Raw genomic sequence first — 12,015 nt, 5'->3', positions numbered from 1 at the left:
CCATTCCCCGTGACCATCGCGCCCCGGCGTGACAGGTCAGGGGCGCAAGGGAACACGGGGGCGACAGTGCAGGACTGGTTGAGCCGGGCAGGCCATGCCGCCATGCTGCGGCGCTGGACACGGCTGGCGCGTGCCGCGGCCGGGATGGACCTGGCCGACTTGCGCCGCCAGAGGGCGCTGGCCCGGCGATTGCGGTCGCGTCTGGACGAGGTCCTGCATGTCGCGGATGCCCGGCTTGCGCTGCCGCAGGTCGGCAACCAGTCCTTTCCGCGTCCCAGGGACGCGGACTGGGCCTGGCGCCCCGAGATATGGAGCGGGCCGCTGCCGGTGCAGGGCATCGCCGAGGTCCAGAGCAAGACCCAGCTGGGACAAGAGGCGCGGCTGTTCCACGATTGCCCGCGATCCGAGATCACGCTGCGCCAGGTCCGCAACCGGCGCGCCGCCGATCTAGCGGCCTACGGGCTGCAACTGGATGTCTTCGGCTTTTCGGGGTCCTATCTGTCGCTGGCGGTTGAATTGCCAGAGGCGGCGGCGCAGGGTTTGTCGAAACAGCACCTGGTGCGGATCGAAACCATCGTCGAGATGGAACGCCCGCTGGAGATCTTTGCCCGTCTGAACGTCAAGCACGGGCCGAATACCGAACAGGTGGTCCGCGAACTGCCGCTGAACGCGGAGACCGTGCAGGTGGAATTCGACCTGGCCTATTCACGCCTGAACGAGAAACGGGTCGAGAAGATCTGGCTGGACCTGATCTTTGAAGGTCCACGGATGAACCAGGTCACCTTGCACGACCTGACCTTCAGCCGCCGTCGCAGGGCGGCGCTGTGACTGCCGGAGGGGCCAAGCCATGAGCGTGTTCACACTGACCAAGACCCGGTTCCGCGATGGCCTTTGGGAGGGGCTCTTGGTGCGGCAGCAGCAGGGCGCCGAACAGGTGCCCGAGATCGTGGCCAGCTTCGAGGACCGCCCGATCCGCGGCGTCACACTGACCGACACCGCCGAGCCGGGCCGCTGGGTCGTCGAGGTGCCCGTCCCGGTCGAGGCCCTGGGCGACGGGGTCAGCACCGTCCTGATCCGCGACGCGCGGGAGGAATGCGTGCTGGCCAGCTTTACCCTGGTCGCGGGTGAGGCGCTAGCAGAAGACATCCGCGCCGAAGTTTCGTTGTTGCGTGCGGAACTGGATCTTTTGAAACGCGCCTTCCGCAAACATTGCCGCGATACCGGTTGACCTGACGTTGGGTTCCAGGGGGCGATTGACCTTGGCTGCGCGCAGGTCCAGTGTTGCGCCATCCCCGAAGGAGCCCCCATGTCCCCGCTGCGTGGCATCGCGCTGAAGCTGACCTCTGTCGTCCTGTTCACCATCATGGCCTCGCTCATCAAGGCGAGCTCCGCCCATGTGCCGACAGGCGAGGCGGTGTTTTTCCGTTCGTTCTTTGCCATGCCGGTGATCGTGGCCTGGCTGGCCATGCGCGGCGATCTCAAGACCGGACTGAAGGCGAAAAAACCGGTTCTGCACGTCTGGCGCGGGCTGATCGGGGTGACGGCGATGGGCTGCGGCTTTGCCGCGCTGGGGTTGCTGCCCTTGCCCGAGGTGACGGCGCTGGGCTTTGCCGCGCCGATGCTGACGGTGCTGCTGGCCGCTCTGCTGCTGGGCGAGCGGTTGCGCCTGTTCAGGCTGTCGGCGGTCGTGCTGGGGCTGGTCGGGGTCTGCATCGTGCTCTGGCCCCGGCTGACGTTGGACAGCGTGGACGATGCGGCCATGCTGGGGGTGGCGCTGGTGCTGGCCTCGGCGGTGATGCGGGCGCTGGCGCAGATCCAGATCCGCCGCATGGTCGCGGTCGAGGAGACCTCTGCCATCGTCTTCTATTTCTCACTGACGGCGACGGGGTTTTCGCTGCTGACGCTGCCCTTTGGCTGGGTCGTGCCGGATGCCCATGTGCTGGCGATGCTGGTGGGGGCGGGGCTGATCGGCGGTGTGGCGCAGATCTTCATCACCTCGGCCTATCGTTTTGCCGGGGCAGCGGTGGTGGCGCCCTTCGACTATGCCTCGATCCTCTTCGCGATCCTCTTTGGCTATGTCTTCTTCGACGAGGTGCCCACGGCGATGGTGCTGGTCGGCTCGGCCATCGTGATCGCGGCGGGCGGGATCATCATCTGGCGCGAACGGCAGCTGGGCATCCAGCGTGGCAAGGCCCGCCCCAACATGACCCCGCAGGGGTGAGGCGCGGTCCGGGCGCAGCCCCGGCCCGAAGGGAGACGCGGTCCGGCAAGGCGCTACAGGTCGAAAGCCTCTGCCATCAGGTAGGCCGGCGCCATCAACAACCGGCGCCGACGACCAAGGGGAAAGCGCGGCGGCGGCGTGGCAAGCCAGTTCGGGGCGTCGGGGCGGTCGCCCAACACCTGATCCGCCGCCAGTCGCCCGGCATAGGATCCCATCGCGACCCCGTTGCCGTGAAACCCCAGCGCGGCGAACAGGCCGGGATGATCCGGCACCGGTCCGACGAAGGGCACGAGGTTGCGCATCAGGCAGACGAGGCCGGACCATTCATGCGTGATCTCCACATCCTTCCAGGCCGGGAAGATCCGCGCGAAATCCGCCCGTATGCGGCGCGACAGCCGTGCCTCGGCACCTGGCGTGGCGCGCAGACCGCCGCGCATCCCGAACAGGAACCGACCGTCGGGCATCTTGCGGAAGTAGTGCAGCAAGAGCCGCGTGTCATAGGCCATCTGGTCCGACCACCAGCCCGCCGCCTGCTGTTCCGCCGCACTCAGGGGGCGGGTGACGATGACATTGGATTGCAGCGGCAGGGTGCGGGCGCGCAGCCAGGGCGGCAGGGTCTCGTGGCTGTAACCATTGGTGGCCAGGATCACGTTTTGGGTGGTGACGGTGCCGCCATTGGTCGTCAGGCGCCAATGGTTGCCGACGCGCTCCATCCCGGTGACGGGACTGTGGGCGAACAGGCGCGCGCCCGTTGCCGTCGCTTCACTGGCCAGTGCCGCGTGATACTTGCGCGGGTTCAGGGCAAAGCCGATGGGCAGGGTCATGCCGCCATGCCACGGCCCGCCCAGGCCCCGGGCCGCGAGGTCGTCGGTGGTATGCACTTCTGGCGACACGCCATAGGTGGCGGCGGTCTCCTCGGCCTCCGCGCAGAGCGCGCGGTAGGCGCGGGGCTTGTGCGCCAGCAGGGTTTCGCCCTGTGAATGCCGGTCGACCTGCCAGCCGTGGCGGTCGATCAGTGCTTCGACATGGGAAACGGCGGCTTTCTCGGTCGCGGCCCAGTCCTGCGCCGCGCCTTGCCCGAACCGCCGGTTCAGCAGCGCAGCGGGGGCCTTGCTGCCACCGAGGCAGCAGAACCCGCCGTTGCGCCCGGAGGCCCCCCAACCGGGGTGCTCTGCCTCCAGCACGGCAAGCGACGTGCCGCGCGTGGCCAGGTGCAGGGCGGCGTTCAGACCTGCAAAACCGCCCCCGATCACGGCCACATCGACCGTCAGGTCGCCGTCAAGCCGCGGCCAGTCATCGGGCGTGACCGTGTCGGCCCAGTAACAGGCCCCTTGAGGCCCGTAGGCCGCCGGTTCGTAGAGCCGGCTCACGCGGTGCGCTGCGCGGCCTGTTCCTCGCGCCGGCGCTGGACCGCCGCGCGTTTCGACACCAGCGAGGCGGTGATGACACCCACGGTCACGATGCTGATAAGCAGGGTGGAGAGCGCGTTGATTTCCGGCGAGACCCCCAGCCGGACGGCGGAGAAGACCTTGATCGGCAGGGTCGTGGCACCCGGCCCGGTGGTGAAGCTGGCGATCACCAGATCGTCGAGCGACAGGGTAAAGGCCAGCAGCCAGCCCGAGATCACGGCGGGCGCGATGATCGGCAGGGTGATCAGGGTAAAGCTTTCGAAGGGCGAGGCGCCAAGATCCAGCGCCGCCTCTTCCAGCGCCTGGTCAAAGGTGCTGAGCCGTGACGAGACCACGACCGAGACGTAGCACATGGAAAAGGTCGTATGGGCCAGCACCACGGTTAGCACGCCCCGGTCCAGCCCGATTCCGATGAACAACAGCAAGAGCGACAGGCCGGTGATGACTTCCGGCATGACAAGCGGCGCGTAGATCATGCCGGAAAACAGCGTCCGCCCCGGAAAGCGGCCCGCGCGGATCATCACGTAGGCCGCCATCGTGCCCAGCACCGTGGCGATGGTCGAGGAAAAGAAGGCGACCTTGAGCGTGACCCAGGCGGCGTCGAGGAATTCCTCGTTCTGCAGCAGTTCGCCGTACCACTTGGTCGAGAAGCCGGCCCAGACCGTCACCAGCCGGCTTTCGTTGAAGGAATAGACCACCAGCAGGATCATCGGCAGGTAGAGAAAGGCAAAACCCAGGGTCAGCGAGGTGGCGTTGAACCAGCTGAAACGTCTCATCGTCCGGCCTCCCGCGCCTTTTCCTCGGACCGCTGGAACAGCACGATCGGGATGATCAGGATCAAGAGCAGCACCACGGCCACGGCGCTGGCCACCGGCCAGTCGCGGTTCGAGAAGAACTCTTCCCACAGCACCTTGCCGATCATCAGCGTATCCGACCCGCCCAAGAGCGAGGGGATCACGAATTCACCGATGGAGGGGATGAAGACCAGGAAACAGCCTGCCACGATGCCATTGCGCGACAGTGGGATCGTCACCAGCCAGAAGGCGGCGAGCCGGGACGAGCCCAGGTCCTCTGCCGCCTCCAGCAGGCTTTCGTCCATCTTTTCCAGCGCCGAGTAGATCGGCAGGATCATGAAGGGCAGGTAGGTGTAGACGATGCCGATGTAGACGGCGGTGTTGGTGTTCAGGATCGTCAGCGGTTCACCGATCAGGCCGATGCCCATCAGGAACTGGTTCAAGACACCCTCGGTCGACAGGATGCCGATCCAGGAATAGACCCGGATCAGGAAGCTGGTCCAGAACGGCAGGATCACCAGCATCAGCAGCGTCGGGCGCCATTCATGCGGCGCGCGGGCCATGCCGTAGGCAATCGGATAGCCCACCAGCAGGGTGCAGAGCGTGGCAACGGCGGCGATGCGGACAGAACTGAGATAGGCCTTCCAGTAGAGGTCGTCGGTGGTCAGGAAGGTGAAGTTCTCGAAGTCCAGCCCGGCAAAGAAGGCCCGTATCCCGGCCCAGCCTTCGTTCAGGTCCAGCTGCGGCGCGTAGGGCGGGCGGGCCAGCGCGATGTCCGAAAGAGAGATCTTCAGGACGATGATGAAGGGCACCAGGAAAAGGGCCAGCAGCCAGAGGTAGGGAACGGCGATCAGGACGGCGCGGCGCATCATTCGTCCTTCAGGACGACGCCGGCGGTGGCGGTGAAGCTCAGCCAGACCTCGTCTTCCCAGGTGATGTCACGGCGCGCGATGCGGCGTGTGTTGGCGGCCTGTGCCTTGACCATGACGCCGCCCTCGATCTCGACGTGATAGGTCGAGATATTGCCGAGGTAGGCGATGTCGATGACCTTGCCTTTCAGCGTGTTCGGAGCTTGTGGGCGGGTCTTGGCAATTCCCAGCTTTTCGGGGCGCAGCGCCAGGACGACCTTTTCGCCGTCAAGCGCGGGATCGCCGTTCGCCGCAATGATTGCTGCCTGCCCCTCGGACCAGTCGATTTCCAGACCGCCGGGCGGAATATCCTGTGGTTGAGGGGACGGGGCCGTTGTCTCGGGGGCGGCGGCCCTTGGCGCCTCGGGGGCTGTGGGCGGCGGCAGGCGGCGCGGCTCATCCTCGAGCCATTTGCCGAAGATTGGGCTGAGCAGCTTGTCATGCAAGGCCCGGCCAAGGGTGTTGGGCTGCGGTGCGGCGCGTTCGGGCGCGGGGGCGCTGGCCGTTTCCCTGGGCGCGGGCGCCGGTTTCGGCTCTGGTTCCGGCTTGGCCACCGTTTCGGGTGGGGTGTCCGTCGGCCGGGCCCGCGCCGTGCCGCGGATCAGGTTCACATCGCCGATGAAATCCGCGACATAGACCGAATTCGGCGCCTCGTAGATCACGTCGGGCGTCGCCACCTGGACAATGCGGCCCTCGTCCATCACCGCGACCCGGCTGGCCACGGTCATCGCCTCTTCCTGGTCATGGGTGACGATGATGAAGGTGGTGCCGGTCTTTTCCTGGATGTCCATCAGCTCGAACTGCGTTTCCTCGCGCAGTTTCTTGTCGAGCGCGCCCAGCGGTTCGTCGAGCAGCAGGAGCTTTGGCGCCTTGGCCAGGCTGCGGGCCAGGGCGACGCGCTGACGCTGACCGCCGGAAATCTGGTGCGGTTTGCGTTGCGCAAACCGGTCAAGCCGCGTCAACCGCAGCATTTCCTTCACCCGCGCGTGGATCTCGTCCTTGGGCTTTTTCTCGCGGCGCAGGCCAAAGGCAATGTTGTCGTAGACCGAGAGGTGCGGGAACAGGGCGTAGCTCTGGAACATCATGTTCACTGCCCGCTTGTTCGGAGGAACATGGCCGATATCGACGCCGTTCAGCAGGATCTGGCCTTCGGTGGGTTCCTCGAACCCGGCCAGCATGCGCATCAGGGTGGTCTTGCCGCAGCCCGACGGCCCGAGCAGGGCAAAGAATTCGCGTTCGTAGATGTTCTGGGTGAGGTCGTCGATGGCGGTGAAATCGCCGAAACGCTTGGTCACGCCCTTGAACTGGATGAGGGGTTTCGCCTCTGGATCATTCCAGGGGGCAAAGACGGATTCGGCCATGATAAGTCACCACGCAGAAGGCGGACCGCGCCCTTGGGACGCGGTCCGGATTTGGGCTCAGGTGCCCGATTTGATCTTGGTCCACAGGCGCGTCACGGTGCGTTGCACGCGCGGTGGGAAGGGCGTGGTGGTAAAGGTGTTGTCCAGCGCCGCGGCATCCGGGTAGATCGCCGGATCGCCGATCACGTCCTCGGCCAGGTATTCCTGCGCAGCCTTGTTGCCGTTGGCGTAGTAAACGTAGTTCGACGCCGCCGCCATGTTCTGCGCATCCATGATGAAGTTCAGGAAGGCATGGGCGCCCTCGGGGTTCGGCGCATCGACCGGAATCGCCATCTGGTCGAACCACATCTGCGCGCCCTCGTCCGGGGCATAGTAGCTGATGACCACGCCGTTGTCGGCCTCGGCCGCGCGGTCGCGCGCCTGCAGCACGTCACCGGACCAGCCCACGGCCACGCAGATGTCGCCGTTGGCCAGCGCGTTGATGTATTCCGAGCTGTGGAATTTCTGGATGTAGGGGCGGATCGGCATCAGCACCTCTTCGGCGCGGGCGATCACGTCCGGATCGTGGCTGTCCGGATCTTCGCCGATGTAGTTCAGCGCGGCAGGGATCATCTCTGCCGGGGCGTCCAGCATGTGGATGCCGCATTCCGCCAGCTTCTCCGCGTTCTCGGGCTTGAAGATCAGGTCCCAGGAGGTAACGGGCGCGTCGTCGCCCAGGATTTCCTTGACCTTGGCCTCGTTCACGCCGAGGCCGGTGGTGCCCCACATGTAGTTGATCGCGTATTCGTTGCCGGGGTCGTACTTGGCCGTCCGGTCCGCGATCACGTCCCACATGTTGTCGATGTTGGGCAGCTTGGACTTGTCCAGCTTCTGGAAGGCGCCGGCCATGATCTGGCGCTGCAGGAAGGTGCCGGTGGGCACCACCACGTCATAGCCCGAGCCGCCTGCCAGCATCTTGGTCTCCAGGACCTCGTTGCTGTCGAAGACGTCGTAGACCAGCTCATAGCCGGTGTCCTGCTCGAATTTCTCCAGCAGGCTTTCGTCGATGTAGTCAGACCAGTTGTAGACGCGCACCTCCTCGGCGGCAGCCATCCCGGCCGCCAGCGCAAGGGACGCCGTCATCGTCACAAGTGTCTTGGTCATGTTATTCTCCCGGTTGGTGGCGGGGGTCTTTCGCGCCCCGTCCCCAAATTTTGATCATAAGTTGCGCTGTCGTGCAACTTCGGCGATGTTTCCACGGCCTGCTGTCCTGCGCAAGGGATGGCGAAAACGGTGTGGCCCGGGGGGACGGCGATGGCGGAAAATGCGGCAGAGGCACGGACGCAAGCGGGGATGCCGGCCCATGAACAGGTGTACCGCAATCTGCGCGAGGCGGTGCTGTTCGGGACGCTGGCGCCGGGGGAGCCGGTGACGATCCAGGGGCTTGTGGAGCGGTTGGGGGCCGGGATGACGCCGGTGCGCGAGGCGATCCGGCGGTTGACGGCCGAGGGGGCGTTGCAGGCGCTGGGGAACCGGCGGATCGAGGTGCCGGTGCTGGGGGCGGCGGCCCTGGAAGAGCTGACCGAGGCGCGGCTGGCGCTGGAGCCTCGGCTGGCGGTCCGGGCAGCGGGCCGGGCCGGGCCGGAGGAGGTGGCGCGGCTGGTGGAGATCGACGCGCGGCTGGACCGGGCGATCCTGCGGGGCGACATAGAGGGCTACCTGCGCGAGAATCATGCCTTTCATTCCGTGTTGAATGACACCGCCCAGGCGCCCGTGATGAAGGCGCTGACAGAGTCGCTCTGGCTGCGGTTCGGACCGTCGCTGCGGGTGGTCTGTGGCCAGATGGGGACCCGTCACCTGCCGGATTGCCACAAGGACCTGGTGCGCGCGCTGGAGGTGCGGGACGGTGCCGCGGCGGCGCGGGCGATCGAGCAGGACGTGGCGCAGGGGATGGAGATGATCCTGCAAAGCCTCTGAGCGGGGCGCCGTTCGGACGCTCCTGCGCGATGCGCAGATCGCCCCGCCCGCCGTCCCGCAAGGCGCTGTCCGGGTGCTGGAAACTGAACCGGTCAGTCTGTACGTTTTGTACAAAACGTACGGCGATTTCAGCATTTTGTACAAACCGGCAGGGGATCGTTAACCTTGCCTGACCGGGGGCTGCGTCTGGCATGGAGGGTGGTCGCTGGTGACCTTTGCTGCGCAAAGGCACCCTTGCCACTGGCCGCGCAACACGGGGCTTGCGCAACCTGATTCGATTGACTTCCAGAAATTTGATCATATTCTGCGCCCGACCATTATCCGGAGGCCGCGCATGACCCTGCTTACCCCCAATTCGCCCACCGCCGAACTGCAGGCGCTGGACGCCGCGCATCACCTGCATCCCTTCACCCACGGGGCCGGGCTGGCCGAAAAGGGTGCGCGGGTCGTGACCCGGGCCGAGGGCTGCTGGCTGACCGACAGCGACGGCAACCGCATCCTGGACGGGATGGCGGGCCTGTGGTGCGTGAACATCGGCTACGGCCGCAGCGAACTGGCCGATGCAGCGCATCGGCAGATGCTGGAACTGCCCTTTTACAACACCTTCTTCCAGACCACCCATGTGCCGGCGCTGAACCTGGCGGCCAAGCTGGCGGAACTGGCGCCGGGCGACCTGAACCACGTCTTCTTTGCCTCTTCGGGGTCGGAGGCGAACGACACCAACCTGCGGCTGGTGCGGACCTACTGGCAGGAAAAGGGCCAGCCGGAACGCCAGGTGGTGATTTCCCGGTGGAATGCCTACCACGGGTCCTCCGTGGGCTCGGGCAGCCTGGGCGGCATGAAGGGAATGCACGCGCAGGGCGGAATGCCGATCCCGGGCATCCACCACATCGACCAGCCGAACTGGTGGAGCGAAGGCGGCTATGCCACGCCCGAGGCATTCGGCCTTGAACGCGCGCAGGCGCTGGAAACCGCGATCCTGGAAATCGGCCCCGAGAAGGTCGCCGCCTTCATCGCCGAACCGATCCAGGGCGCTGGTGGCGTCATCGTCCCGCCCGATACCTACTGGCCCGAGATCCAGCGCATCGCGAAGAAATACGGCATCCTGCTAATCGTGGACGAGGTGATCTGTGGCTTTGGCCGCACCGGCAACTGGTTCGGCAGCCAGACCTATGACATTCAGCCCGACATCATGACCGTCGCCAAGGGCCTGTCTTCGGGGTATCAACCGATCGGCGCCTCTATCGTCACGGACGACGTGGCCAAGGTGATCGAGAACACCGAGTTCAACCACGGTTACACCTATTCCGGCCACCCGGTCGCCTGTGCCGTGGCGCTGGAAAACCTGCGCATCCTCGAAGAAGAGGGCATCGTCGACCGCGTGCGGGACGAGACCGCGCCCTATCTGAAGGAGCGCTTCGAAAGCCTGGCGGATCACCCGCTGGTGGGTGAGGTCAAGATCGTCGGCATGATGGGCAGCCTTGCCCTGACCCCGGACAAGGTGACGCGTGCGCCCTTTGCCGAACCGGGCACCGCCGGGCTGATCTGCCGCGAACGCTGTTTCGCCAACAACCTGATCATGCGCCATGTCTATGACCGCATGGTGATCTCTCCGCCGCTGGTGATCTCGAAGGACGAGATCGACACGCTGGTCGAACGGGCGCGCAAGAGCCTGGACGAGGCGCTGGAGCAGCTCAAGGCCGAAGGGCACATGGGCGTCCCGGCCGAATAGGCCGGGGACTGCGGGGCCCGCGGGACGGTCGCACGAAATCCCTTGCGCGGCTTGGGTCCGTTGGCCGGTCTGCCAAGACGGCGCCGGAGTGCCCGCTCAGCCCTTGATCCAGACCTTTGCCGTCTCGAACTCGTCGGCGGTGAAGAAGCGGGTATCGGCGCCGCTGAGCGTGCGCAGCGCCCGTTCCCCCAGCCGTTGCCAGGCGGCGTTGCCGACTATCGCCGCGCGGTCGATCAGGCGGTAATGGTCGCGCACCACCTTGAGGTGTTCGAACAGCGCGCCAAGGCCCTGCCATCCGTCGAAATCGCGCGCGTCGATCAACAGGCGAAAGCGGTCGTTGGCGCGGATGAAGGCATCCAGATCGCCGGATTCGGCGGCGTAGATTGCGCTGTCGAGCTGGCCGCGCAGCTGGATGTGCAGGACGCCGTCGCCGAGGTCGACCTGGTGAATGGCGCCCAGGGATTCGGACATCCAGCGCCGGGCGTCCTCGGCCTGTTCCAACGGAAAGACCCGGACCGGGCAGGGCATCAGCACCGACAGGCCGGTGACGGCGCGGCGAATCCAGGGTTTGTCCGTCACCACGGCCAGCCGGTCGAAGCCGCGCCAGTGGCGCAGGCCCATGCGCGCATCGTCGAACAGGGCGCCAAGGGTGAAATCCCGGAAATCCGGGCCGAAGATCACCAGGACGCGAATCCTTTCGTGTTCCTCGATGGCGGCCTCGAGCGCGGGGACAAGCGTCTGTGCATAGTCCGTGTCGCTCACGACGCCGGACACATGCACCTCGTAGAGACCGGGGTGGCCGGTGGTCTGAACCTCGATCATGGCATCCTCCGTAGATCGCGTGACACCAGTCTAGGGGGGTGCGTGACCGGCGCCTTGACGCAGGTCACGCGGGGGCCGGTCAGGCGGAAACGCGCTGCGGCGCGCCGGTGGCCATGTTGGTGCCGACATAGGGCTGTTTCGCGGCCTTCCAGGCGGCAAATCCACCTTCCATGTGCGCGATGCTCTTTATGCCGGCGTCGAGGGCCGCGCGCGAGACGCGTTCCGACCGCACGCCAGAGCCGCAGTGAAAGACGATGCGCTTGTCCGACTGGCCGGGCAGGGCGTCGGGCTTGAAGAAGGCCATCGGCATCAGCAACGCGCCTTCGATATGTTCGAACATGTATTCCTGGGGGGTGCGGACGTCGATCACCACGATCGACTTGTCGGCGATGCCCTTGGCGACCTCTTCGACGGTCCATGTCTCGAAGCTGGCGTCGCCCACGGTTTCGGTCTTCATTTCCTGTCTCCTCGGCGTCTGGCTGGATTTCGATCCGCTTTGCCGGGCGCGCTGTGCGCCGGCCTCGACATTCAGATAGTCGAATATCAGCGCGTTGCAACAGGAGGGGCTGTGGGGAAGGGGCCGCAAAGCGGCGGTCTGGAGGGCGGGCGCATGTGCCGCCGTCCGGTGGATCCGGGCGTGCCGGATCGGTCTGGCCCCGGCCCGCCGCCGGGGCGTCAGCGGTCAGCCGGCCTTCTTGATCGCCGATACCGGGCGGAAGAAGGTCTTGGCGAAAGTCTCGCCATAGAGGGCGGAAATGGTTTCGAAGGTGATCAGGGGAACTGGCACAACTGCCTCCTTTGGTTTGTGTATC

The 12,015-nt window shown here is 65.9% G+C and carries 12 protein-coding genes; 5 read left to right on the top strand and 7 right to left on the bottom strand.

What is annotated here, in order from left to right; all coding sequences use genetic code 11:
• Positions 1 to 66: 66 nt before the first annotated feature.
• The 3 genes from BLQ71_RS22745 to BLQ71_RS22735 all read left to right on the top strand — a co-directional run bounded on the left by BLQ71_RS22745 (position 67) and on the right by BLQ71_RS22735 (position 2,221).
• Positions 67 to 828, top strand: a complete 762-nt coding sequence (locus BLQ71_RS22745; RefSeq protein WP_268236874.1) for a DUF6478 family protein — start codon at positions 67 to 69, stop codon at positions 826 to 828.
• Between the two features lie 19 nt (positions 829 to 847).
• A complete protein-coding gene (locus BLQ71_RS22740; RefSeq protein WP_074623366.1) occupies positions 848 to 1,228 on the top strand; it encodes a hypothetical protein in 381 nt (126 codons plus the stop codon).
• Between the two features lie 78 nt (positions 1,229 to 1,306).
• A complete protein-coding gene (locus BLQ71_RS22735) occupies positions 1,307 to 2,221 on the top strand; it encodes a DMT family transporter (RefSeq protein WP_074623365.1) in 915 nt (304 codons plus the stop codon).
• 53 nt (positions 2,222 to 2,274) lie between these two features.
• Here the strand turns inward: BLQ71_RS22735 and BLQ71_RS22730 are convergent, their stop codons facing one another.
• Genes BLQ71_RS22730 through BLQ71_RS22710 form a run of 5 tightly spaced genes read right to left on the bottom strand, consistent with a single transcriptional unit; the run spans position 2,275 to position 7,836 of the window.
• Positions 2,275 to 3,591 carry an NAD(P)/FAD-dependent oxidoreductase gene (locus BLQ71_RS22730; protein WP_074623364.1) on the bottom strand — a complete coding sequence of 439 codons (1,317 nt, stop codon included), beginning with the start codon at positions 3,589 to 3,591 and terminating at the stop codon, positions 2,275 to 2,277.
• The gene (locus tag BLQ71_RS22725; protein ID WP_043146005.1) at positions 3,588 to 4,406 is read right to left on the bottom strand and encodes an ABC transporter permease; all 819 of its coding nucleotides are present in this window, start codon (positions 4,404 to 4,406) and stop codon (positions 3,588 to 3,590) included. Before BLQ71_RS22725 ends, BLQ71_RS22730 begins: the two co-directional genes overlap by 4 nt.
• Positions 4,403 to 5,293: an ABC transporter permease subunit gene (locus BLQ71_RS22720; protein ID WP_043146003.1), complete on the bottom strand. Its 891-nt coding sequence runs from the start codon at positions 5,291 to 5,293 to the stop codon at positions 4,403 to 4,405. The genes BLQ71_RS22725 and BLQ71_RS22720 overlap by 4 nt, the downstream gene beginning before the upstream one ends.
• Complete coding sequence (locus BLQ71_RS22715; RefSeq protein ID WP_074623363.1) at positions 5,293 to 6,693, bottom strand: ABC transporter ATP-binding protein; 1,401 nt, start codon at positions 6,691 to 6,693, stop codon at positions 5,293 to 5,295. The genes BLQ71_RS22720 and BLQ71_RS22715 overlap by 1 nt, the downstream gene beginning before the upstream one ends.
• Before the next feature lie 57 nt (positions 6,694 to 6,750).
• Positions 6,751 to 7,836 (bottom strand): polyamine ABC transporter substrate-binding protein, encoded by a 1,086-nt coding sequence (locus tag BLQ71_RS22710; RefSeq protein ID WP_043145998.1) that lies wholly within the window; start codon positions 7,834 to 7,836, stop codon positions 6,751 to 6,753.
• 150 nt (positions 7,837 to 7,986) lie between these two features.
• Here BLQ71_RS22710 and BLQ71_RS22705 point away from each other — a divergent pair, with 150 nt between their 5' ends.
• Together BLQ71_RS22705 and BLQ71_RS22700 are read left to right on the top strand one after the other, a co-directional pair.
• The gene (locus tag BLQ71_RS22705; protein WP_074623362.1) at positions 7,987 to 8,649 is read left to right on the top strand and encodes a GntR family transcriptional regulator; all 663 of its coding nucleotides are present in this window, start codon (positions 7,987 to 7,989) and stop codon (positions 8,647 to 8,649) included.
• 334 nt (positions 8,650 to 8,983) lie between these two features.
• Positions 8,984 to 10,381, top strand: a complete 1,398-nt coding sequence (locus BLQ71_RS22700; RefSeq protein ID WP_074623361.1) for an aspartate aminotransferase family protein — start codon at positions 8,984 to 8,986, stop codon at positions 10,379 to 10,381.
• Between the two features lie 96 nt (positions 10,382 to 10,477).
• Here BLQ71_RS22700 and BLQ71_RS22695 read toward each other — a convergent pair whose 3' ends face one another.
• Positions 10,478 to 11,203 carry a SpoIIAA family protein gene (locus tag BLQ71_RS22695; RefSeq protein ID WP_069210407.1) on the bottom strand — a complete coding sequence of 242 codons (726 nt, stop codon included), beginning with the start codon at positions 11,201 to 11,203 and terminating at the stop codon, positions 10,478 to 10,480.
• Between the two features lie 79 nt (positions 11,204 to 11,282).
• The gene (locus BLQ71_RS22690) at positions 11,283 to 11,660 is read right to left on the bottom strand and encodes a rhodanese-like domain-containing protein (protein ID WP_069210406.1); all 378 of its coding nucleotides are present in this window, start codon (positions 11,658 to 11,660) and stop codon (positions 11,283 to 11,285) included.
• Positions 11,661 to 12,015 lie beyond the last annotated feature (355 nt).

The sequence above is a fragment of the Antarctobacter albus genome (genome assembly GCF_900101505.1).
GTDB classification, from domain to species: domain Bacteria; phylum Pseudomonadota; class Alphaproteobacteria; order Rhodobacterales; family Rhodobacteraceae; genus Antarctobacter; species Antarctobacter albus.
The sequence above is the reverse complement of the archived record's forward strand: the minus strand, read 5'-3'. Positions and strand labels throughout refer to the sequence as shown.

Excerpts from the sequence above, each read along its gene's own strand:
- BLQ71_RS22740 (WP_074623366.1), top strand. The coding sequence starts at position 848 with ATGAGCGTGTTCACACTGACCAAGACCCGGTTCCGCGATGGCCTTTGG.
- BLQ71_RS22700 (WP_074623361.1), top strand. The coding sequence starts at position 8,984 with ATGACCCTGCTTACCCCCAATTCGCCCACCGCCGAACTGCAGGCGCTG.
- BLQ71_RS22720 (WP_043146003.1), bottom strand. The coding sequence starts at position 5,293 with ATGCGCCGCGCCGTCCTGATCGCCGTTCCCTACCTCTGGCTGCTGGCC.
- BLQ71_RS22715 (WP_074623363.1), bottom strand. The coding sequence starts at position 6,693 with ATGGCCGAATCCGTCTTTGCCCCCTGGAATGATCCAGAGGCGAAACCC.
- BLQ71_RS22725 (WP_043146005.1), bottom strand. The coding sequence starts at position 4,406 with ATGAGACGTTTCAGCTGGTTCAACGCCACCTCGCTGACCCTGGGTTTT.
- BLQ71_RS22710 (WP_043145998.1), bottom strand. The coding sequence starts at position 7,836 with ATGACCAAGACACTTGTGACGATGACGGCGTCCCTTGCGCTGGCGGCC.
- BLQ71_RS22690 (WP_069210406.1), bottom strand. The coding sequence starts at position 11,660 with ATGAAGACCGAAACCGTGGGCGACGCCAGCTTCGAGACATGGACCGTC.
- BLQ71_RS22735 (WP_074623365.1), top strand. The coding sequence starts at position 1,307 with ATGTCCCCGCTGCGTGGCATCGCGCTGAAGCTGACCTCTGTCGTCCTG.
- BLQ71_RS22705 (WP_074623362.1), top strand. The coding sequence starts at position 7,987 with ATGGCGGAAAATGCGGCAGAGGCACGGACGCAAGCGGGGATGCCGGCC.
- BLQ71_RS22695 (WP_069210407.1), bottom strand. The coding sequence starts at position 11,203 with ATGATCGAGGTTCAGACCACCGGCCACCCCGGTCTCTACGAGGTGCAT.